This window comes from Streptomyces sp. NPDC001594 (assembly GCF_042893675.1).
Classification (GTDB): domain Bacteria; phylum Actinomycetota; class Actinomycetes; order Streptomycetales; family Streptomycetaceae; genus Streptomyces.
Genome location: NZ_JBIAVB010000023.1, coordinates 1 through 20,954, shown reverse-complemented (window position 1 = coordinate 20,954; position 20,954 = coordinate 1). Strand labels below are relative to the sequence as shown.

Here is a 20,954-nt window from a genome sequence, read left to right as displayed (position 1 = left end):
CGGCGATGGAGATCACCGACCTGACCCCCGCCGAACGCCGTATACGGGACGCCTTCCCGCGCGGTGAAGGCGTCGACTTCCGCGAGGGCCCCGAGGAGGACGCCGCCGACGGGCACGGCTGGGGTCCCGAGCGGACCGTGCGCGCCGAGGTGCTCGCCGCCCTCCTGCTCGGCAGCCCCGGTCCGGTGGGCCAGGTCGCCGAGCTCAACGTCAAGGGCGTCCGGATCACCGGCAAGCTCAACCTCAAATACGCCGACGTCGAGCACGCGATCCGGCTCCGCAGCTGCTGGTTCGAACGCAAACCCCAGCTGTTCGGGGCCCGGCTGCGGGCCGTCGCCCTCACGGACTCGGCGCTGCCCGGACTGACCGCCTCGACCGTCAGCGTCGACCTGGCCCTGCGGCTGACCGGCTGCCGCGTCACCGGGCCCGTCCGGCTAGCCGGGGCGCGGATCACCGGCAGCCTCTTCCTCCAGGACGCGGTGATCCGGCCCGCCGAACCCACCGCCGAGGCCCGGGCCGACGCCGACGAGCCGGACGAGCCCCCGCTCCAGCTGGAGCAGGCCGAGATAGGCACCGACCTCGTGGCCGACGGGCTCACCGTCCACGGCCAGTTCCGTGTCAACGGCGCCACCGTCGCCGGAGGGATCAGCCTGGACCGGGCCAGGCTCCTCGCCCCCGGCGGGATCGCCCTGCACGCCGAGACCGTGTCCGTCGGCACCGACCTGCGCGGCCACCGGCTGGAGGCCGAGGGAATGATCAATCTCACCGGGGCCCGGATCCCCGGCCAGCTGATGCTCACGCGCGCCCGCCTCGCCAACCCCGGCGGAGTGGCCCTGCGCGCCAGCAGCTGCGCCATAGGGGAGCTGTGGCTGCGCGAGTGCCCGCCCGTCGACGGCATCGTCAACCTGCGCCGCAGCCAGCTGGACATGCTCTACGCCGAACCGGACGCCTGGCCGCCCGTGGTCCGCACCGAGGGGCTCACCTACCGGGTGCTGCACCCGCTCCTGACGGCCGGGCAGCGGCTCCCGCTGCTGGAGCGCGAGGAGTCCGGCTACCTCCCGTACGCCTACGAGCAGCTCGCGGCCGCCTACCGCACCGTCGGCGACGAGACCGCCGCCCGCGACGTCCAGCTCGCCAAGCTCCGCCGGCACCGGCACACGCGGCCCCGGCACGCCCGCCTGTGGGGCCTCCTCCAGGACGTGACCGTCGGCTACGGCTTCCGGCCGCTGCGCGCGGCGGGCTGGCTCCTGCTGCTGGTCCTGACCGGCTCGATCGCGTACGGGCTGCACCACCCGAGGCCGCTGAAGGCGGGGGAGGCCCCCGACTTCAACCCGGTCTTCTACACGATCGACCTGCTGCTGCCGATCATCGGCTTCGGCCAGGAGGAGGCCTTCGCGCCGGGCGGCTGGTACCAGTGGCTGTCGTACCTGCTGGTCGTGACCGGCTGGATCCTCGCCACCACCACGGCGGCGGGCGTCAGCCGGTCACTCCAGCGGCAGTGAGCGCTACGCGGCTTCCTTCGCCTTGGTCGCGTACATGTCCACGTACTCCTGGCCCGACAGCCGCATGACCTCGGCCATCACCGAGTCGGTGACGGCGCGCAGCACGTAGCGGTCGCGGTCCATGCCCTCGTAGCGGGAGAACTCCATCGGCTCGCCGAAGCGGATGGTGACCCGGCCAGGGCGGGGCATGCCCTTGCCGCCGGGCTGGAGCTTGTCCGTGCCGATCACCGCGAACGGGACCACCGGGGCGCCGGTCATCAGGGTGAGGCGGGCGATGCCGGTGCGGCCGCGGTAGAGCCGGCCGTCGGGGGAGCGGGTGCCCTCGGGGTAGATCCCGAAGATCTTGCCCTCCTCCAGGATCCGGCGGCCGGTCATCAGCGCGGCGACGCCGCCGTTCGCCCCGTCGCGGTCCACCGGGATCATGCCGGCGCCGGTGAAGAACCAGGCCATCAGCCGGCCCTTGAGGCCCTTGCCCGTCACGTACTCGTCCTTGCCGATGAAGTGGACCGTGCGGTCGCACACCATCGGCAGGATCATCGAGTCGATGAAGGTCAGGTGATTGCCCGCCAGAATCACCGGACCGGTGCCCGGAATGTTCTCCAGCCCCTCCACCTTGGTGCGGAACATCAGGCGGATGGCCGATCCGGCGGTGGCCTTGATGAGCGCGGTACGGAACAACGTGAGCCCTCCGGCATCCAAAAGCGGTTTCGCACCACACGGCGGTGGTGCAGGTGAGGACGATACTCGCGGGTCACCGCTGATCGCACATCGGGTTCACGAGGTGGATACGCGGTGTTGACGTGTGTTTCCGCCATGTTCCTCGCGACCCCACCCGTCAGCCATCCCCCTTGCCTACCATCGGCTCGCCGTTTTCCAAAAGAAGCCGAGCGCTTTACAAACATTTCCGAACAAGGAGTGGCACTGATGACGCAAGGTGGGACACCCCGGCGCACCGTCCTGGGAGCAGCGGTCCTCGCGGCCGGAACCGGAATCACCACGCTCGCCGCCGGGAACGCCTCCGCGAGCGGCTCCGGACACGGCGACGGCGGCTACCGCGACCTCCCCGTCCCCCTGGTCATCGGCCACCGCGGCTCCAGCGGCTACCGGCCCGAACACACCCTCGGCTCCTACCAGCTCGCCCTCGACCTCGGCGCCGACGTCGTCGAACAGGACCTCGTCCCCACCAAGGACGGCCACCTGGTCTGCCGCCACGAGAACGAGATCGGCGGCACCACCGACGTCGCCGACCACCCCGAGTTCGCCGGCCGCCGCACCACCAAGACCGTCGACGGGGTCTCCGTCACCGGCTGGTTCACCGAGGACTTCACCCTCGCCGAGCTGCGCACCCTGCGCGCCAAGGAGCGCATTCCGGCCATCCGCCAGCGCAACACCCTCTACGACGGCCGCTGGGCCGTCCCCACCTTCGAAGAGGTGCTGCGCTGGGCCGACCGCGAGGGCAAGCGGCGCGGCAAGCGCGTCTGGCTGCACGTCGAGACCAAGCACCCCACCTACTTCCGCGGCCTGGGCCTCGGCCTGGAGGAGCCGCTGGCCGCCCTGCTGCGCCGCTACGGCCGCGCCGGACGGGACGCCGCCGTCTTCCTCCAGTCCTTCGAGCCCTCCAGCATCCAGCGGCTCTCCCGCCTGGTGTCCGCCCCGCGCGTGGTCCTGCTCTCCGCCGCTAACACCCGCCCCTGGGACTTCGAGGCGGCCAAGGACCCCCGCACCGTCGCCGACCTGGTCAAGCCCGAGGGCCTGAAGTGGATCGCCGGCTTCGCCCAGGGCATCGGCCCCACCCTGGACCTCATCGTCCCGCGCACCCCGGACGGCAAGCTCGGCGCACCCACCACCCTCGTGCCGGACGCCCACGCCCGCGGCCTCGTCCTGCACCCCTACACCGCCCGCAACGAGAACACCTTCCTGCCCGCCGAGTACCGCAAGGGCACCGACCCCAACGCCTACGGGGACGCCTTCGGCGCCTTCAAGCGGTACTTCGAGCTCGGCATCGACGCCATCTTCACCGACAACCCCGACACCGGACTCCTCGCCGCCGAGGCCTTCCGCCCCGGACGCGGCGTCAACCGCTGACCTCCGGGCCACGTACGGGTGGGCCGGGCCCGGCGGGGAAACCGCCCGGCCCGGCCCCCGCGTCCCGCCCGGCATGGACCTGCGACGCGAACCGGAACTGCCGCAACTGATCGAGGAACTGCGCCCGCTGCTCTGCGCCGAGGCGGCCGCCGAGGCCCCCGCCGCCGGGGTGGACGCCGCCGACCTGGAACAGGCCGTCTGGGTGAGGCTGCTGGAGCAGGCCCCGCCCGGCCCCGGCCCCTCCGGCCGGGCCCGCTGGCTGCGGCGGGCCGTGCGCGCCGAGGCCCGGCTCGCCCGGCGGCGGGCCCGGCGGGAGGTCCCGTACGGAACCGCCCCCGCACCCACCGCCGCACCCGAGGACGCCCTGCTGCACGGCGAGTCGAACCGCGCCCTCCGATCGGCGGTCGCCCGATTGCCGGGACGCTGCCCCGAGCTGATAGCCGCACTTCTGTCACCCAGGGACCTCACATACCGTGAAATCGCAGGAGAGTTGGGTATCTCACAAGGAAGTTTGGGGCCGGTACGTTCCCGTTGCCTGGGATGTCTGCGCAGAATGCTCGCCGGAGAGGTTGCGGCTCCTGGCCCATGGGGAAAGGAGCGGTAGACCAGAGAGCTACCGGTGAGCGGGAGGCATGCGCACATGGGCATGAGCGTGACCATTTCGGCGGCGGCCGCCGAGGACGCCGAGCAGATCTTCAAGCTGCAGTACCTGGCGTTCCAGCGGGAGGCCGAGCTGTACGGCAACTACCTCATCCAGCCGCTCACCCAGTCCCTCGACTCCCTCAAGGACGAGATGGCCGCGGACACCGTCCTGGTGGCCCGGCTCGGTGACGAAGTGGTCGGCGCGGTGCGCGGCAGCGTCGGCGAGGACGGCACGGCCAGCATCGCCAAGCTGTGCGTCCACCCCCGCCTCCAGGGCCACGGCCTCGGCGCCCGGCTGCTGCGCGCGGTCGAGGAGGCCCTCGCCGGTCACGGCGGCACCACCCGCTTCCGCCTGCACACCGGTCACAAGAGCGAGTCCAACCTGCGGCTCTACCGCAAGGCCGGCTACGCGAAGGTCGGCAACCGCACCGCCTCCGACGGCGTGCACCTGGTGATCCTGGAGAAGGACGCCGAGTCCCCGGCCGCCTACACCGTCAGCGCCTGAGCCCTCGGAGCCCGCGCCGGCCTCAGCGCCTGGCGCGCAGCCAGAGCATCCCGGTGACCGGAAGGATCACCGGGATGAACAGGTAGCCCATCCCGAAGTCCGACCACACGGTCGCGTCGGGGAAGGCCTCGGGCCGGATCAGCGTCCAGGTCCCGACGGCCAGCACGCCCGCGAGCTCGGCGCCGCAGCACACCAGTGCCGCCCGCCGGGCCCGGTCGCCGCCGCGCACGAGCGAGTACGTGATGAAGGCGTAGACCAGCGCCGCCGCCCCCGACAGGGAGTAGGCCAGCGGCGCCCGGTCGAACTCGGTGGAGATCTGGTACGCCGAACGCGAGACCGCGCCGACGACCATGACCCCGTAGAGCCACACCAGCAGCAGCCCCGGCCCGGAGACCAGCCGCTTGCGGGCTTCCGGCGAGGCGGTCGTCGTGTCAGGCACCGGCGGATCCCCAGATGTCGTAGAGGCGCACCTCGAGCACGGCGAGGACGACCGCGCCCGCGGCCACCGTCACCGAACCCCACTTGGTGCGCTCGGTCAGCGAGAGCAGCCCTGCCGCCGGGACCGCCGCGAAGGCGCCCACCAGGTAGGCCACGAACAGCACCGTGCCCTGTTCGGGCTGCTCGCCCCGGCCCAGCTGGACCAGGCCGACCACCAGCTGGGCCAGGGCCAGCAGGGTCACCACGGCCATGCCGATGAAGTGCCAGTCCTTGGTCGGCTGGTCCCGCCATACGGCGTGGCCGCACCAGGCGGCGAGGGCGAGGGCGGCCACACCGAGGGCGGCCGTCAGGGCGTCGAGCATGCTGCGAGGGTATTACGGCCCCCGGGGCCGCCCGCGCACGGGGCGGCGAGGGTGGCCTTGGCCACAGGGGGCGTCCCCGCCCGGCGCCGTGCGGGCCGGCCGTGCACAGCCCGCCCGCCCGTGGCGGGACTGGCCGGGAGGGTTCCCGGGCCGCCCGGGACGCGGTGCCCCGGCCGACCCTCCCGTCCGGCATGCGATCGGAATGCGTCCGCTATCCGGACAGCATTGATCGGTGAACCGGCATGTCTGCTTTACTGGGGCCCATGACCACGACGAGCAGCCGCACCCTTGCGACCGAGGCGACGATGACGCCCGGTGCTCGTTGTATGTGTCGAATGTGCGCCTTCTGAGGGCCCCTTCCCCCGCGGTCTCGCGCCCCGAAGCGAGACGAGGCGAGCCACTCCGCCGTCCAGGTCACCGCTGATCTGCGTCCCGGACCCGCTCCAGCCCGCGCACGTGTCGACACGAATCCTTTGTGACGGTTCGACCCGTATCGCGTCCCCAGATGTTTGCCCCGTGCACGGTCCCGCACGCCGTGCACTCGACAGCGACGGAATTCCTGTGATCACCACATCGGGCCTCACGAAGGTCTACCAGTCCCGTGGCCGCGAGGTCACCGCCCTGGACGGCGTCGACCTCCACGTCCGCGAGGGCGAGGTCTACGGAGTCATCGGCCAGAGCGGCGCCGGCAAGTCCTCCCTCATCCGCTGCGTGAACCTGCTGGAACGTCCCACCACCGGCACCGTCACGGTCGACGGCGTCGAGCTCACCGCCCTCGCCGGCCGCGGCCGGCGCGCCGGCAAGGAGCTCCGCGAGGCCCGCAGCCGCATCGGCATGGTCTTCCAGCACTTCAACCTGCTGTCCTCCCGGACCGTCCAGGCCAACATCGAGCTCCCCCTGGAGATCCTCGGCGTCGACCGCCGCGAACGCTCCCGCAAGGCCCTGGAGCTCCTCGACCTCGTCGGCCTCGCCGACAAGGCCAAGGCCTACCCCACCCAGCTCTCCGGCGGCCAGAAGCAGCGCGTCGGCATCGCCCGCGCCCTGGCCGGCGACCCCAAGGTGCTCCTCTCCGACGAGGCCACCAGCGCCCTCGACCCCGAGACCACCCGCTCCATCCTCCAGCTCCTGCGCGACCTCAACCGGCAGCTCGGCCTCACCGTCCTGCTCATCACGCACGAGATGGACGTCGTCAAGAGCATCTGCGACTCCGCCGCCCTGATGAAGAAGGGCCGGATCATCGAGTCCGGCACCGTCTCCGAGCTCCTCGCCACCCCCGGCTCCGAGCTCGCCGCCGAACTCTTCCCCGTCAGCGGCACCGCCACCGGCCCCGAGCACACCGTCGTCGACGTCACCTTCCACGGCGAGGCCGCCACCCAGCCGGTCATCTCCCAGCTCTCCCGCACCTACAACATCGACATCTCGATCCTCGGCGCCGCGATGGACACCGTCGCCGGCCGCCAGATCGGCCGCATGCGCATCGAGCTGCCCGGCCGCTACGAGGACAACGTCGTACCCGTCGGCTTCCTGCGCGAACAGGGCCTCCAGGTCGACGTGGTCGACGGGACCGCCCCCGCCACGGACGAAATCGACGACGAACTGGCCGAACTGGTCAAGGACGGTGCCAAGTGACCTGGTCCGAGATGCAGCCCCTGCTCACCCAGGGCACGTACGACACCCTCTACATGGTCCTGTGGTCCACCCTGGTGACCGTCCTCGGCGGACTGCCCATCGGCATCCTCCTCGTCCTCACCGACAAGGGCGGCCTCCTGCGCAACCAGCCGCTCAACAAGGCCCTCGGCGTGATCGTGAACATAGGCCGCTCGCTGCCGTTCATCATCCTGCTGATCGCCCTCATCCCCGTCACCACGGCCGTCGTCGGCACCTTCATCGGCCCCACCGCCATGATCGTCCCGCTGGCCATCGGCGCCATCCCCTTCTTCGCCCGCCTCGTCGAGACCGCCGTCCGCGAGGTCGACCACGGCCTGATCGAAGCCGTCGAGTCCATGGGCGGCGGCATCCCGACCCTCGTCGGCAAGGTCCTGCTCCCGCAGGCCCTGCCCTCCCTGGTCGCCGCCGTCACCACCACCGTCATCACCCTCGTCGGCTACTCCGCCATGGCCGGCGCCGTCGGCGGCGAAGGACTCGGCTCCAAGGCCATCACCTACGGCTTCCAGCGCTTCGAGACCGGCTTCATGGTCGCCACCGTCGTGGTCCTGATCGCCCTCGTCACGGTGATCCAGCTGATCGGCGACGGCGTGGTGCGCGTCCTCGCCCGCCGCGGCCGGACAGCCTGAGCCCGCCCCGGGCCACCCCTGACTCTCCCCACCCGAGAAAGCCCGCACTTGTCGTGCCTGGGCCACTACCAGCGGATCCCCACCCCGGACCCGCACCCGCAAGAAAGGCACTCTTCGTGCGTAAGAACACCAAGCTCACCGCCCTCGCCGCCGCCACCGCCGCGCTCGCCCTCGGCCTCACCGCCTGCGGCAGCTCCTCGGACCCGTCCTCCACCAAGGCCGACGGCGGCAAGGTCGACGAGAACAAGCCCCTGGTCATCGCGGCCTCCCCGAGCCCCCACGCCGACATCCTGAACTTCGTCAAGGACAAGCTCGCGGCCAAGGAAGGCCTCAAGCTGGAGGTGAAGGAGTTCACGGACTACGTCCTGCCCAACACCGCCACCGAGCAGGGCCAGGTCGACGGCAACTACTTCCAGCACAAGCCGTACCTCGACGACTTCAACAAGAAGAACGGCACCCACATCGTGCCCGTCGTGAACGTGCACCTGGAGCCCCTCGGCCTCTACTCCAAGAAGGTCAAGGCCCTCACCGACATCAAGGCCGGCCAGACCATCGCCGTCCCCAACGACACCACCAACGAGGGCCGCGCGCTCCAGCTGCTCGCCGCGAACAAGCTGATCACCCTCAAGGACGGCGTCGGCACCAGCGCCAAGCTCTCCGACATCACCGACAAGAAGGGCCTGGAGTTCAAGGAGCTGGAGGCCGCCACGGTCCCCCGCGCCCTGAACGACGTCGACGCCGCCGTCATCAACGGCAACTACGCCCTCGAGGCCAACCTCTCGCCCGCCAAGGACGCCCTGGTCCTGGAGAAGGCCGAGGGCAACCCGTACGCCAACTTCCTGGCGGTCAAGGACGGCAACCAGAACGACCCGCGCATCCAGAAGCTCGCCAAGCTCCTGAACTCCGACGAGGTCAAGAAGTTCATCCAGGACAAGTACCAGGGCTCGGTCATCCCGGCCTTCGGCACCCCGGCCGCCTGACGCCACCCCCCGGCACCCGCCGGATCCACGGCCCCGCGCGCCCTCCCCGGCACGCGGGGCCGAGGGCTGCCCGGACACCGCCCCGGCCGTGCCCGCTTCCGGGCAGCCCGGCCCTGCACATCCCCGGGCCGATGCTGCATGCTGTGGCCTACGACCCGCCAAAACGGTCCGTCTCAGGCATGGAGCTGCGCATGACTACCACCTTCCCGGACGTCACCATCAGCACGGACCGGCTGGTGCTGCGCCCCTTCGAGGAGGAGGACGTCACCGCGCTCGCCGAGATGATGAACGACGAGCAGGTCACCGCCTGGACCCCGGCACCCCACCCCTACACCCGCGCCGACGCCCACGCCTGGGCCACCGACCGCTCCCACGCCGAACGCACCACCGGCCGCGGCATCGTCCTCGCCGTCACCGAGTTCCTCACCCACCGCCTCGTCGGCAGCGTCCACCTCCGCGACACCGACTGGCGCACCCGCACCACCGAGATCCGCTACGTCACCGCCCCCTGGGCGCGCGGCGAGGGCTACGCCAGCGAATCCGTCCTCGCCGTCGCCCGCTGGCTCTTCCGCGAGCAGCACTTCGAGAGACTCGAACTGCGCACCGCCGCCGACAACACCGCCGCCCAGCAGGTCGCCCAGAAGATCGGCTGCATCAGCGAAGGCGTCCTGCGCAACGCCTGGACCGTCCGCACCCAGTCCGCCGACGGCAGCTGGGCCGACACCCGCACCGACCTCATCGTCTGGAGCCTGGTCCCCGAGGACCTCGACGACGAGGGCGCCGACGCCTTCGACGAGGTCCACGGCGCCTACGACACCTGCGACAGCAACGAGGCCCGCCAGGCCCGCGCCGGCCACCCGGCCCACGCCGTCACCGCGGACCGGCACCGACCCGTGACCAGGTAGTCTCGCAGTGCGCGACCCCGACGAAACTTCGCCTGCCCCCACCCCAGGAGACTGACGACGATGGCCGACCGGGTCACGGTGATCGGCTGGGACGGCTCCCCCCTGACCGCGGCCGCCCGGTCCGCGCTCTCCGCGGCCACCCTCGTGGCCGGCGCCGCCCACCACCTCGCGCTCCCCGAAGTCCCGCCCGGCGCCGAACGCATCCGCCTCGGCAGCATCGGCCTCGCCGCCCGCCGCATCGCCGGCCACCGCGGCACCGCCGTCGTCCTCGCCGACGGGGACCCCGGCTTCTTCGGCGTCGTCCGCACCCTGCGCTCCCCCGAACACGGCCTGGAAGTCGAGGTCGTCCCCGCCGTCTCCTCCGTCGCCGCCGCCTTCGCCCGCGCCGGAATGCCCTGGGACGACGCCCAGGTCGTCGTCGCCCACCCCCGCACCCTGCGCCGCGCCGTCAACGTCTGCCGGGCCCGCGGCAAGGTCGCCGTCCTCACCTCGCCCGGCGCCGGCCCCGCCGAACTCGCCCTGCTCCTCGAAGGGGTCCACCGCACCTTCGTCATCTGCGAGGAACTCGGCACCGACCGCGAACGCGTCACCGTCCTCACCTCCGACGCCGCCGCCGACCACACCTGGCGCGACCCCAACGTCGTCATCGTCATCGGCGGCGCCGGACACCCCGCCACCGCGGACGCCCCCTGGCTCCTCGGCCAGAACCCCGCCCAGAACCCCGCCGCCGGACGCGGCTGGGCCCGCCCCCACACCGACCCCTACGCGGGCGAGGGGGAGTCGGCCCAGCTGCGTGCCGCCCAGCTCGCCCGCCTCGGCCCCCGCCCCGGCGACCTCGTCTGGGACATCGGCACCGGCCACGGCGCCCTCGCCGTCGACGCGGCCGCCTTCGGCGCCGCCGTCATCGCCGTCGACGCCGACCCGCGCGCCTGCGAACGCGCAACCGCCGCCGCCCGCAGGCGCGGTGTGCAGATCCAGGTCGTCGCGGGCCGCGCTCCACACGTGCTCGAGAACCTGCCCGAACCCGATGTCGTACGGGTCGGGGGCGGCGGCGCCCCGGTCGTCGCCGCCGTCGCCGACCGCCGCCCCGAACGGATCGTCAGCCACGCCTCCACGCGCGACGAGGCCGAGGCCATCGGACGCACCCTCACCGAACACGGGTACGCCGTCGAATGCGCGCTCCTGCAGTCCGTCGGCCTCGACACCAGGACCTGGGCCGAACAGGAGCGTTCCGTGGTGTTCCTGCTGGCAGCCGAACGCCCCGTGAACCGCTGAGACGGAGCCCGGGGTAGGCTGGCCGATCGTCGTACCGCCAGGCAGGCGCACGACGTGGCGCAGTCCACAGCGGACCGTGCCGGTTTCCGGCCGACACGGTGGCCGACGGGCGCGACAATGCTCAGGAGTTGTCGTGCGGGCGTGACCGAGCCGTCGCGCCGCGCGGCGACCCCGCTCGTCGGGCCATCAGGGCGCCGGGCGAGCGAAGAGGCGAAGAGGCAACACCGATGGGCGAGGGGTAAGCATGACTGACACCGGCCAGGTCCCGGGCGAGGGTCACCCGGACAACGCGGGCATGGTGGATCAGCAGGGCGTTCCCGCTCCGGTCCCGCAGATGCCCCCCCTGCCGCCGATGCCCCCGGCCGGCTACGCCTTCCAGGACCTCGTCGACGACCCCGCCGAGGACGAGGAACTGCTGCTGATGCCCAGCGGCCACGGCCAGGGCGGCGCCTGGAGCGACCCCCAGGTGGTCCCGCAGGCCCCCGCCTTCCCCGGCGAGTTCCCCGCCGAACAGGGCTACACCGAATACCCCCAGGCCGAGTACGCCCAGCCCCAGGCCCAGCCCCAGGCCGCCGGCTACCCCGAGCCGGGACACCTCGGCTTCCCGGAGCCCGGCTTCGCGACGCCGGGACAGCAGTCCGTGCCGGGCCAGGAGCCGGTCCCGGGTCAGGAGCCGGTCCCGGGTCAGCAGGTGGTCCCCGGCCAGCCGATGCCGGGTCAGTCCCCGGCGGGCGGGCCGGTGCAGGACCCCTCCCTCGCCGGTCAGCCCGCCCAGGACCACTCCCTCGCCGGCCAGCCGATGCCCGCCCAGCCGCTCGGCTTCCCCGACGGCACCTTCCCCGACCCCGCCGCCCCCGAGGGCTTCGCCGACCCCGCCGGGTACAGCGCCGGTGCGCACGAGACCGGCGGCCGTGACTCCGGCTCCCTGGACCTCGGCGGGCTCGTGGTCCCGCCCGCGGCAGCCGCCGCGCCCGGCCAGATGCCGCCCGCCGCGCCCGTGACCCCGTCCCGCCGGCCCCTGCACATGGGCCCGCCCGTGCCCGACGCCACCGGGGGAGTCGTACGCTCCCTCGCGGACCGGGGTCCCGCCGCGGCCCCGGCCGCCGCCCCGGCTCCGCCGATGCAGGCCGCCCCCGCCGCGGCCGTCCCGACCGGCGCCCCCGCCGTCGCCGTTCCCACCGGCGCCCCCGCCGTCGCCGTCGTCCCCGCCCCGGTGGCGGAGGCGGCACCGGAGCCCGCCGGACCCGACGCGGCCGCCGCCGAGGGCGCGGCCGCCCCCGAGACCCCGCCGGGCGCCGAGCCGCTGGGCGCCGCCGAGCCGCCGGCCGCCGCCGCGGTGCCGGGGACGCCGGGTGCGCCGGAGCCGGTTCCGGGTGCGGGCGAGGCTCCCGGGGCGCCCGCCGCGGGTCCCGAGTACCTGGACGTCCCGGGTGCCGAGGCCGCCGCGGCCCCGGTGGCTCCGGCCGCCCCGCAGCCGGGCGAGATCCCGCCGCAGGCCGGCGCGCCCTGGGCGGCGGAGCCCGCGGGCGCGGGTGCCGGGCAGGTGGCTCCGGGTGGGTTCGAGGGGCAGCCGGTGAACGAGGGCCAGACCGCCGTGGACGCCCAGCCGGTGGCCGTGTCCGACGCGCAGCCCGCCGCCGAAGTCCAGCCGGTGGCCGAGGCCCAGGCCGCCCCGGCCGAGGGCGCGCCCGCGGCCGACGGCCAAGCCGTGTCCGCCGAGGCCCCGCAGGCCGGTCCGGTGGCGACCGAGGCGGGCCCGGCTCCCGAAGGCGCCGTGGCCACCGAGCCGGCCGCCGTGCCCGAGGGCGTCACCGCCCCCGCCGCCGCCCCTGCCCCCGAAGCCGTGCCCGCGCCGGTGGCCGAAGCCGCGCCGGCCGTCGAGGGCGCGCCCGCCGAGGCCGCGCAGGCCGCCGAGGGCGTGGAGCCCCCGGCCGAGCCCGCCGCCGAGGCGCCGGCCGAAGCCTCCCCCGCGGAGCCGGTGGCCCAGGCCGCCGACGCGCCCGCCGAGACCCCGGCCGCCCCCGCCGAGACCCCGGCCGAGCCGGCCGACCCCGCCGCGGTGGCCGACGTACCGGCCGAGCCGGGCCCCGACTCCGCCGAGGCGGCGCAGCCCGTCGCCGCCGCCGCCGAGCCCGCCCCGGCCGAGGGCGAAGCCGCCGCCGAGGTCCCCGCCGAGCCGCAGCCCTCCCCCGGAGAGCCGGCCCCCGGCTACGCCGACGCCGAGCGCGAGGCCGTGCTCCGCGTCATGCGCGAGCGCCGCGACATCCGCAACGGCTTCCGCACCGACCCGATCCCGCACGAGGTGCTGCTGCGCGTCCTGGAGGCCGCCCACCACGCCCCGAGCGTCGGCCACTCCCAGCCCTGGGACTTCGTCGTCATCCGCTCGGCCGAGACCCGTCGCACCATGCACGAGCTCGCCCAGCGCCAGCGCGAGGCCTACGCCAAGTCGCTGCCCAAGGGCCGGGCCAAGCAGTTCAAGGAACTGAAGATCGAGGCCATCCTCGACACCCCGGTGAACATCGTCGTCACCGCCGACCCCACCCGCGGCGGCCGCCACACCCTCGGCCGGCACACCCAGCCGCAGATGGCCCCGTACTCCTCCGCCCTCGCCGTCGAGAACCTCTGGCTCGCCGCGCGCGCCGAAGGCCTCGGCGTGGGCTGGGTCAGCTTCTTCGACGAGCGCGAGATGGTCCGCGCCCTCGGCCTCCCCGAGCACCTGGAGGTCGTCGCCTACCTGTGCGTCGGGTACGTCGACGAGTTCCCCGAGGAGCCCGAGCTGATGCAGGCGGGCTGGGCCCAGCGCCGTCCGCTGGCCTGGGTCGTGCACGAGGAGACGTACGGGCGCCGCGCGCTGCCCGGCGAGGCCCCGCACGACCTGCTCTCCGACACCGTCGCCAGCATCCGCCCGCTCGACGCGAAGGCGCTCGGCGAGGCCTGGGAGCGGCAGAAGCGCATGACCAAGCCCGCGGGCGCGCTCGGCATGCTGGAGATCATCTCCGCGCAGCTGGCGGGCCTGTCCCGGGTCTGCCCGCCGCCGATCCCGGAGCCCGCCGCCGTCGCGATCTTCGCGGGCGACCACGGCGTCCACGCCCAGGGCGTCACGCCGTGGCCGCAGGAGGTCACCACGCAGATGGTGGCCAACTTCCTGGGCGGCGGGGCCGTCTGCAACGCCTTCGCCAACCAGGTCGGCGCCGAGGTCTGCGTCGTGGACGTGGGCGTCAAGGGCGACCTGCCCGCCACCCCCGGCCTGCTGCCCCGCAAGGTCCGCCCGGGCACGGACGACCTCACCGCCGGCCCCGCGATGAGCCGCGAGGACGCCATCGCCGCCATCGAGGTCGGCATCGAGACCGCGCGCGACCTCGTCGCGGCCGGCAACAAGGGGCTCCTGACGGGCGAGATGGGCATCGCCAACACCACGGTGTCGGCGGCCCTCATTTCCGTCTTCACGGGCGTCGACCCGGCCGAGGTCACGGGCCGGGGCACCGGCATCAACGACGAGACCCACGCCCGGAAGGTCGACGTCGTCCGCCGCGCCCTGGAGCTCCACCAGCCGGACGTGAACGACCCGATCGGCGTCCTGGCGGCCATCGGCGGCCTGGAGCACGCCGCGATCGTCGGCCTGATCCTCGGCGGCGCCTCCCTGCGCACGCCGGTCATCCTGGACGGCGTGAGCGCGGGCGCGGCCGCCCTGGTGGCCCGCGCCATCGCCCCCGAAGCCCTGTCGGCCTGCATCGCGGGCCACCGCAGCGCGGAACCGGGCCACGTGGCCGCCCTCAACAAGCTGGGCCTGCGCCCCCTGGTCGACCTGGACCTCCGCCTCGGCGAAGGCACGGGCGCCCTCCTGGCCCTCCCCCTGGTCCAGAGCGCGGCCCGCGCGATGCACGAGGTCGCCACGTTCGACTCGGCGGGCGTCACGGAGAAGTAACCACCACGCCTCGGGGCCGGACACCACAACGGTGCCCGGCCCCGCCGCTTTGGGCCCGCTTTTTCCCCCTCGAGGGGCTGGCGCCGACCGCCGCCTGCCCACCCGCCTCCCCGGCTGCGGGCCGGTGGTACGGGAATCCCCTGGGCGGTGGCGAACAGCCGGCCGGGACCGGGTGGTTGCCGGGGTCCGGGCAAGACGGTCTCAGAGACGCTTGGGGGCTTCCCGTCAGTCCCATCGTCCTTCCGCGTCGGGCCGCCCTGTCAAGGGCGCTCCTTCGTCGCGTCGCTCCGCGATGGCCTTCGGCCACCCTTGACAGCCCGTCCCGCCACGGAAAGACAAAGGCCTGCCGGGAAACCCCCAAAAGGACGGCACGGTCCAGAGTCAGAGGACAAGCTCCCTCAGCGACCAGCCGGGCGCCCGGGACCCGGCAGACCGGGCATCCGGGCCACCACGGCAGCAATCGGAGCCGCCGCCCGCGGCAGATCGCTACGCGCTCCTCATGCATCGGCGTCCGCCGCCCGCCCGGGGTCGCTGCCTGCACCCAAGGACGACCGGAGAGTCCTTCGGGACCTCCAGGCGCCCCAGATCGCTACGCGCTCCTCCCGTCTCGGCGTCCGCCGCCCGTCTGGGGCTGATACCTGCACAGAATGCCAACCAGGGCGGCTTTCCACGATCGGACGGTCTTCCGGTGCGAGATTTCCAGTCCAATGTCTTTGTGAGGCAGGTAGGTTGCCGACATGGCTGAGTTCTTGATCGTGATCACGACCGTCAATACTCACGAGGCCGCGCGGAAACTGTCGCGTTCAGCGGTGGAGGCGGGTCTGGCCGCCTCCGGGCAGGTGACCGGGCCGATCGAGACTACGTACCGGCACCTCGGCGAGGTGGCTGCGGGGACCGAATACCAAGTGGTGTTCCGGACGGCCGGCGACCGGCGTGAGGCGTTGGAGAAGCACCTCGCGGACAACCACCCGTACGACTCGCCGGAGGTCATCGCGTTCGGTATTGATGCGGGGCGTGCCGAGTACCTGGAGTGGATCACCCGCGCCACCCGTTAGGCCTTCACGCGATCCAGCAGCGCGGCCACCGGGGCAAGGGTCCGGTGGGACTCCAGCCGCTTGACCATTGCGTGCGCCCGTGCCGCCGGTCTGACCGATGCCAGCCCCTCCGCGAGGTCGAGGACCCGACTCGTGATCGTGGCTGCGTGCTCTACTTCTCCTGCGTCCAGGTAGGCCGACGCGAGCCAGGACAGGTACAGCGCCTTGTCCCGGGCCCGGGTGTCGTCGTACCGACTGAGGGCGTCTTCCAGCGCTGGGATGGCCCGCAGCGGCCGGTGCAGCTCTGCCCAACACCTTCCGGTCATGATTGCAATCTCGTCGTGGTCCACCCAGTAGGCCCAGTCCGGTGCGGACTCGTCGATCGCCTCGTGGATGGCTTCTTCTGCCGTCTTGAGGGCGTAGTCCGCTTCTCGGGCGTTGCCGGACGTCGCGTGCTGCCATGCCAGCCGGTCCGCGAGCAGCGCCCGCACCGCTGGCGCCCCGTTTGTGCCGAGCGCCTCGCACGCGGCCGTCGCGAACCTGACGCCGGAGTTCCCGCCTATGGTCCACTCTAGGTAGGCGAGGAAGGCCAGCGAGTTGCCTTCCAGCGCGGTGTCCTCGGCTGCCCGGGACGCCGCCAAGGCAGTCATGTAGTGGCTGCGAGCCGCCTCGTAGCGTCCGGCGTCGTACGCCGCCCATCCCGCGAGCTGGGCCTGTTCGGAGATGATCCCCCGAAGGGCGCGTCCCGTGGCCTCGGAGTAGACGCCTTCGTCGGCCAACCTGGTCGTGCCCTCGAGTTCGCGGACGTACATCCGGTAGGTGTCACCACCGCCCACGAAGTCGTCCAGTCGCCTGAGCCGGGCCGTCCTCTGGCTCAGCTGTCCTGGTACGTCGGCACCGATCCTTCGCCCCGGTGCCAGCAACGACGACGGCTGTATGACGGCCATCCCTGCACCAGCCATGAAACCTCGGCGGTTCACATCGTTCTCCTGATCGCTCTGCTGCTCCTGACGGCGCAGCCGCCGCGCCAGGGCGACGGCACGGCACAGCTCCTCCTCCGGCACGCCGAACTCCGCCGCCAGGAGCGCCCGCGACGCGGGGTCCGGAAGCCGCTCGTGGGTCTCCCATCTCGACACCGCAGTCTGTTCCAGCGGATATCCCCGCCGTGCCGAGAGGTCTGCGGCCAGACCTTCTTGGGTCCGCCCGCTCGCCATGCGCAGCCGGCGAATCAGTTGCCCGATCGGCTCCACGCCATCGCTCTCGTTCTTGGTCGTCATCGCAGTCCCTCGGCTGTCCCGGAACCCGGAACTCAGCCTGGCCATAAATCGTGGCCATGTCCCAGGAATGGCCATGCCTCCTGGCCCATCCGTCCAAACGCTCAGGGCAGTTGACTGGTCACAGCCGCCCGACCAAGACCGTGGAGAGGTGCAGTGTCCCCCCAGAACCGAAAGGGCCAGCGCCATACCGCGCCCGACTGCGTCAGTGACCCGCCTCATTGCGACAGCCCCTTCTGGAGGGTGCAAGCCATGCCCCAGCCCAGCCAGGAACTTCTCGACCGTGCCCAGATCGGGTGGGAGCGTTTCCTCGACTCCTTCGAGGAGCCACCCCATGAGTGAACGGTACGAGTACGTCCCCCACCGCCTCCTCCACCAGCGTGTCCGCGACATCGCCTCCGGCGTCGAGGGCGTGCTGATGGCCGTCATCAACGAAAACGTCTCGGACACCATCAACGAGCACTGGATGGAACTGGCGTACATCCGCAACGCCTCCGGTCGCGAGTTCACCACGGCCGTCGCCAACGTCCACCCCGCCTATGACCAGCCCAAGAAAGCCGCCGGCCGCCGAGAAGAGCGAAGCGCGTAGCGATCTGACGCGCCTGGGTGCTCCGCAGGCCGGTCGGTTCGTCCTCTGGTGCGGGTATCAGCCCCAGACGGGCGTCGGACGCCGAAATCCGAGGAGCGCGTAGCGATCTGCGGCGCCCACCGGCCAGTCCTGTCGTCCTTTGGTGCAGGCAGCGACCCCAGGCAAGCGGCGGACGCCGAGAAAAGAGAAGCGCGTAGCAGCGATCTGACAGCCACACCCAGCACCCCTGGGCGATCCAACCCTACGAATGGCTCGACCAACCCGACCAAGAAGGTAGAGCGATCTGACGCGTGAGGGAGGCCCCGATGAGGATGGATGTAGGCCCGGATGCCCGGTCTGCCGGCCCCCGACCGCCCGACTGGTCGCTGAGGGAGCCGCATCTCTTCCTTACGTCCGTCCCGTTCCTTTGGGGGGTTCCCGGCAGTCTTCGGCGTTTCGTGGCGGGACGGGCTGTCAAGGGTCGCCGAAGGCGATCGCGAAGCGACGCGACGAAGGAGCGCCCTTTACAGGGCGGCCCGACGCGGAAGGACGATGAGACTGACGGGAAGCCCCCAACCCTCCCCGAGACCGTCCCGGGGGATACCGCCACCCCCCGTCCCGCCCGCCCGTCCGAACTTCGCCCGGCGGTACCCGCCCCCACCCCACCGCCCCGCACCCGGGGAGGCGGGTGGGCAGACACCGACCCGCCCCCGGCCCCTCGAGGGGGAGATGGCGGGCCCCGACCGCGAGCCCCCCACCGCCCCGCCGAACTTTGCCCCCGCAGGTACGACCAGCGGCTATGGGTCGTATCGTGGTGCCGGACGGGCGCCCGCACGGTCCGTCAGCCGCTCCAGCGCAGCAGCGGCCCCGCCGAACACACCCGCCGCATCAGGAGCCGCAACCGCCATGGGAAACCCGGCACACCCCGCCTACCCCGTAGGACTGCGCCTGACCGGGCGCCGCGTCGTCGTCATCGGCGGCGGCCAGGTCGCCCAGCGCCGCCTGCCCGCCCTCGTCGCCGCCGGTGCGGACGTCCTGCTGGTCTCCCCGTCCGCGACCCCCTCCGTGGACGCGATGGCGGAGACCGGGGAGATCCGCTGGGAGCGCCGCCGCTACCAGGACGGTGACCTCGACGGTGCCTGGTACGCCCTGATCGCCACCCGGGACCGCGAGGCCAACGACCGCGCCTCCGCCGAGGCCGAGGCCAAGCGGGTCTGGTGCGTGCGCGCCGACGACGCCGAGGCGGCGACCGCCTGGACCCCGGCGACCGGCCGGGTCGAGGGCGTCACGGTGGCGGTGCTCAGCGGAAACGACCCGCGCCGCTCCGCGGCCGTCCGCGACGCCGTGGTCGAGGGCCTGCGCGACGGCTCCCTGACCGCCGCCCGCCCGCACACCCCCGGCGTGGCCCTGGTCGGCGGCGGCCCCGGCGACCCGGACCTGATCACCGTGCGCGGCCGGCGCCTGCTCGCCGAGGCCGACGTCGTCATCGCCGACCGGCTCGGCCCCCGCGACCTCCTCGACGAGCTCCCGCCGCACGTCGAGGTCATCGACGCCGCGAAGATCCCCTACGGCCGCTTCATGGCCCAGGAGGCCATCAACAACGCCCTCATCGAGCACGCCAAGGCCGGCAAGGCCGTCGTCCGGCTCAAGGGCGGCGACCCGTACGTCTTCGGCCGCGGCATGGAGGAGCTCCAGGCCCTCGCCGAGCACGGCATCCCCTGCACGGTCGTGCCGGGCATCTCCAGCTCCATCTCGGTGCCGAGCGCGGCCGGGATCCCCGTCACCCACCGCGGCGTGGCGCACGAGTTCACCGTGGTCAGCGGCCACGTCGGCCCCGACGACCCGCGCTCCCTCGTGGACTGGGCCGCACTGGCCAAGCTCACCGGCACCCTCGTCATCCTGATGGGCGTCGACAAGATCGGGCTGATCGCCGAGGCCCTGGTCAAGCACGGCCGCTCCGCCGACACCCCGGTCGCGGTCGTCCAGGAGGGCACCACCGCCACCCAGCGCCGGGTGGACGCCACCCTGGCCACGGTCGGCGAGACCGTCCGCGCCGAGGAGGTCCGCCCGCCGGCGGTCATCGTCATCGGCGAGGTCGTCCGCGTGAACCCGCCCGGCGAGCTCCCCGAGCCCACCTCCGACGGCGCCTGACGGCCCGTTGGCACCACACCCAGGACAAGGCAGTATCACCCTGTGGCTGATCTCATCACCATCGAAGACCCCGAAGACCCCCGCCTGCGCGACTACACGGGCCTGACCGACGTCGAGCTGCGCCGGCGCAGAGAGCCCGCCGAGGGCCTGTTCATCGCCGAGGGCGAGAAGGTCATCCGGCGGGCCAAGGACGCCGGGTACGAGATGCGCTCGATGCTGCTCTCCGCCAAGTGGGTGGACGTCATGCGCGACGTCATCGACGAGATCCCGGCCCCGGTCTACGCCGTGAGCCCGGACCTCGCCGAGCGCGTCACCGGCTACCACGTGCACCGCGGCGCCCTGGCCTCGATGCAGCGCAAGCCGCTGCCGACGGCCCAGGAGATCCTGGCCTCGGCCCGCCGGGTGGCCGTCATGGAGGCGGTGAACGACCACACCAACATCGGGGCCATCTTCCGCAGCGCCGCAGCCCTGGGCATGGACGCCGTCCTGCTGTCCCCGGACTGCGCGGACCCGCTGTACCGCCGCTCGGTGAAGGTGTCGATGGGCGCGGTGTTCTCCGTCCCCTACGCCCGCCTGGAGGCCTGGCCCAAGAGCCTGGACACGGTCCGCGAGGCGGGCTTCAAGCTCCTCGCCCTCACCCCGCACGAGAAGGCCTCGCCGATCGACGTGGCGGCGCCGCACACCCTGGAGCGGGTGGCGCTGATGCTGGGCGCCGAGGGCGACGGCCTGTCGACGCAGGCGCTGGTCGCCGCCGACGAGTGGGTACGCATCCCCATGGCGCACGGCGTGGACTCGCTGAACGTGGGCGCGGCCGCGGCCGTGGCCTTCTACGCGGTGGCGGGCAGCGGCGGCGGCCGAGGCTAGGCCGTCCACCGGTCCCGCACACACCGGAGGGGGGGGCCCCCCCCCCCCCGGGGGGGCCCCCCCGGGGGGGGGGGGGGCCCCCCCCCCCCCCCCCCCCCGGCGGCGCGGCCGCCCCCCCCCCCCCCCCCGGGGGGCCCCCCCCCCCCCACA

Annotated in this window: 18 protein-coding genes; 14 read left to right on the top strand and 4 right to left on the bottom strand. The window is 73.1% G+C overall.

Going from position 1 to position 20,954, the window contains the following annotated elements:
* Window positions 1-5: 5 nt before the first annotated feature.
* The gene (locus ACFY0O_RS33970) at window positions 6-1,502 is read left to right on the top strand and encodes a membrane-associated oxidoreductase (protein WP_388954062.1); all 1,497 of its coding nucleotides are present in this window, start codon (window positions 6-8) and stop codon (window positions 1,500-1,502) included.
* A gap of 3 nt (window positions 1,503-1,505) precedes the next feature.
* Here ACFY0O_RS33970 and ACFY0O_RS33965 read toward each other — a convergent pair whose 3' ends face one another.
* On the bottom strand, window positions 1,506-2,129 hold the full coding sequence (locus tag ACFY0O_RS33965) for a lysophospholipid acyltransferase family protein (protein WP_388954218.1): 624 nt from the start codon (window positions 2,127-2,129) through the stop codon (window positions 1,506-1,508).
* Window positions 2,130-2,426: 297 nt separating this feature from the next.
* On the opposite strand from ACFY0O_RS33965, the gene ACFY0O_RS33960 reads away from it, so the two are divergent.
* From ACFY0O_RS33960 to ACFY0O_RS33950, 3 genes are all read left to right on the top strand, one after another.
* Window positions 2,427-3,587: a glycerophosphodiester phosphodiesterase gene (locus tag ACFY0O_RS33960; RefSeq protein WP_388954060.1), complete on the top strand. Its 1,161-nt coding sequence runs from the start codon at window positions 2,427-2,429 to the stop codon at window positions 3,585-3,587.
* A 73-nt stretch (window positions 3,588-3,660) separates the two neighbouring features.
* Window positions 3,661-4,191, top strand: coding sequence for a sigma-70 family RNA polymerase sigma factor (locus ACFY0O_RS33955; RefSeq protein ID WP_388954058.1), 531 nt, complete (start codon window positions 3,661-3,663; stop codon window positions 4,189-4,191).
* A gap of 36 nt (window positions 4,192-4,227) precedes the next feature.
* Window positions 4,228-4,734 carry a GNAT family N-acetyltransferase gene (locus ACFY0O_RS33950; protein ID WP_388954055.1) on the top strand — a complete coding sequence of 169 codons (507 nt, stop codon included), beginning with the start codon at window positions 4,228-4,230 and terminating at the stop codon, window positions 4,732-4,734.
* A gap of 22 nt (window positions 4,735-4,756) precedes the next feature.
* Here the strand turns inward: ACFY0O_RS33950 and ACFY0O_RS33945 are convergent, their stop codons facing one another.
* A complete protein-coding gene (locus ACFY0O_RS33945) occupies window positions 4,757-5,173 on the bottom strand; it encodes a hypothetical protein (RefSeq protein WP_344159198.1) in 417 nt (138 codons plus the stop codon).
* The gene (locus ACFY0O_RS33940) at window positions 5,166-5,534 is read right to left on the bottom strand and encodes a hypothetical protein (protein WP_388954052.1); all 369 of its coding nucleotides are present in this window, start codon (window positions 5,532-5,534) and stop codon (window positions 5,166-5,168) included. Before ACFY0O_RS33940 ends, ACFY0O_RS33945 begins: the two co-directional genes overlap by 8 nt.
* 561 nt (window positions 5,535-6,095) lie before the next feature.
* Here ACFY0O_RS33940 and ACFY0O_RS33935 point away from each other — a divergent pair.
* The 7 genes from ACFY0O_RS33935 to cutA all read left to right on the top strand — a co-directional run bounded on the left by ACFY0O_RS33935 (window position 6,096) and on the right by cutA (window position 15,968).
* Window positions 6,096-7,163 (top strand): ATP-binding cassette domain-containing protein, encoded by a 1,068-nt coding sequence (locus ACFY0O_RS33935; RefSeq protein ID WP_358892835.1) that lies wholly within the window; start codon window positions 6,096-6,098, stop codon window positions 7,161-7,163.
* Complete coding sequence (locus ACFY0O_RS33930; protein ID WP_079425143.1) at window positions 7,160-7,828, top strand: methionine ABC transporter permease; 669 nt, start codon at window positions 7,160-7,162, stop codon at window positions 7,826-7,828. Before ACFY0O_RS33935 ends, ACFY0O_RS33930 begins: the two co-directional genes overlap by 4 nt.
* Before the next feature lie 116 nt (window positions 7,829-7,944).
* Entirely contained in the window at window positions 7,945-8,808 is an 864-nt protein-coding gene (locus tag ACFY0O_RS33925) for a MetQ/NlpA family ABC transporter substrate-binding protein (protein ID WP_388954049.1), read from the top strand.
* 191 nt (window positions 8,809-8,999) lie between these two features.
* Window positions 9,000-9,713: a GNAT family N-acetyltransferase gene (locus tag ACFY0O_RS33920; RefSeq protein ID WP_388954047.1), complete on the top strand. Its 714-nt coding sequence runs from the start codon at window positions 9,000-9,002 to the stop codon at window positions 9,711-9,713.
* 60 nt (window positions 9,714-9,773) lie between these two features.
* Window positions 9,774-10,988 carry a precorrin-6y C5,15-methyltransferase (decarboxylating) subunit CbiE gene (cbiE, locus tag ACFY0O_RS33915; RefSeq protein ID WP_388954044.1) on the top strand — a complete coding sequence of 405 codons (1,215 nt, stop codon included), beginning with the start codon at window positions 9,774-9,776 and terminating at the stop codon, window positions 10,986-10,988.
* Window positions 10,989-11,232: 244 nt separating this feature from the next.
* On the top strand, window positions 11,233-14,913 hold the full coding sequence (cobT, locus tag ACFY0O_RS33910; protein WP_388954042.1) for a nicotinate-nucleotide--dimethylbenzimidazole phosphoribosyltransferase: 3,681 nt from the start codon (window positions 11,233-11,235) through the stop codon (window positions 14,911-14,913).
* Window positions 14,914-15,650: 737 nt separating this feature from the next.
* The gene (gene cutA / locus ACFY0O_RS33905; RefSeq protein ID WP_388954040.1) at window positions 15,651-15,968 is read left to right on the top strand and encodes a divalent-cation tolerance protein CutA; all 318 of its coding nucleotides are present in this window, start codon (window positions 15,651-15,653) and stop codon (window positions 15,966-15,968) included.
* Here the strand turns inward: cutA and ACFY0O_RS33900 are convergent.
* Complete coding sequence (locus ACFY0O_RS33900) at window positions 15,965-17,224, bottom strand: helix-turn-helix domain-containing protein (protein ID WP_388954039.1); 1,260 nt, start codon at window positions 17,222-17,224, stop codon at window positions 15,965-15,967. The two genes, cutA and ACFY0O_RS33900, sit on opposite strands and share 4 nt — an antisense overlap.
* 331 nt (window positions 17,225-17,555) lie before the next feature.
* Here ACFY0O_RS33900 and ACFY0O_RS33895 point away from each other — a divergent pair, with 331 nt between their 5' ends.
* From ACFY0O_RS33895 to ACFY0O_RS33885, 3 genes are all read left to right on the top strand, one after another.
* Window positions 17,556-17,810 carry a hypothetical protein gene (locus ACFY0O_RS33895; RefSeq protein ID WP_362147821.1) on the top strand — a complete coding sequence of 85 codons (255 nt, stop codon included), beginning with the start codon at window positions 17,556-17,558 and terminating at the stop codon, window positions 17,808-17,810.
* An 885-nt stretch (window positions 17,811-18,695) separates the two neighbouring features.
* Complete coding sequence (gene cobA / locus ACFY0O_RS33890) at window positions 18,696-19,940, top strand: uroporphyrinogen-III C-methyltransferase (RefSeq protein ID WP_388954038.1); 1,245 nt, start codon at window positions 18,696-18,698, stop codon at window positions 19,938-19,940.
* A 42-nt stretch (window positions 19,941-19,982) separates the two neighbouring features.
* On the top strand, window positions 19,983-20,804 hold the full coding sequence (locus ACFY0O_RS33885; protein WP_388954035.1) for a TrmH family RNA methyltransferase: 822 nt from the start codon (window positions 19,983-19,985) through the stop codon (window positions 20,802-20,804).
* Window positions 20,805-20,954: the final 150 nt, after the last annotated feature.

Excerpts from the sequence above, each read along its gene's own strand:
- ACFY0O_RS33940 (WP_388954052.1), bottom strand. The coding sequence starts at position 5,534 with ATGCTCGACGCCCTGACGGCCGCCCTCGGTGTGGCCGCCCTCGCCCTC.
- ACFY0O_RS33965 (WP_388954218.1), bottom strand. The coding sequence starts at position 2,129 with ATGTTCCGCACCAAGGTGGAGGGGCTGGAGAACATTCCGGGCACCGGT.
- cobT (WP_388954042.1), top strand. The coding sequence starts at position 11,233 with ATGACTGACACCGGCCAGGTCCCGGGCGAGGGTCACCCGGACAACGCG.
- ACFY0O_RS33920 (WP_388954047.1), top strand. The coding sequence starts at position 9,000 with ATGACTACCACCTTCCCGGACGTCACCATCAGCACGGACCGGCTGGTG.
- ACFY0O_RS33955 (WP_388954058.1), top strand. The coding sequence starts at position 3,661 with ATGGACCTGCGACGCGAACCGGAACTGCCGCAACTGATCGAGGAACTG.
- ACFY0O_RS33970 (WP_388954062.1), top strand. The coding sequence starts at position 6 with ATGGAGATCACCGACCTGACCCCCGCCGAACGCCGTATACGGGACGCC.
- ACFY0O_RS33960 (WP_388954060.1), top strand. The coding sequence starts at position 2,427 with ATGACGCAAGGTGGGACACCCCGGCGCACCGTCCTGGGAGCAGCGGTC.
- ACFY0O_RS33900 (WP_388954039.1), bottom strand. The coding sequence starts at position 17,224 with ATGACGACCAAGAACGAGAGCGATGGCGTGGAGCCGATCGGGCAACTG.
- cbiE (WP_388954044.1), top strand. The coding sequence starts at position 9,774 with ATGGCCGACCGGGTCACGGTGATCGGCTGGGACGGCTCCCCCCTGACC.
- cutA (WP_388954040.1), top strand. The coding sequence starts at position 15,651 with ATGGCTGAGTTCTTGATCGTGATCACGACCGTCAATACTCACGAGGCC.
- ACFY0O_RS33895 (WP_362147821.1), top strand. The coding sequence starts at position 17,556 with ATGAGTGAACGGTACGAGTACGTCCCCCACCGCCTCCTCCACCAGCGT.
- cobA (WP_388954038.1), top strand. The coding sequence starts at position 18,696 with ATGGGAAACCCGGCACACCCCGCCTACCCCGTAGGACTGCGCCTGACC.
- ACFY0O_RS33950 (WP_388954055.1), top strand. The coding sequence starts at position 4,228 with ATGGGCATGAGCGTGACCATTTCGGCGGCGGCCGCCGAGGACGCCGAG.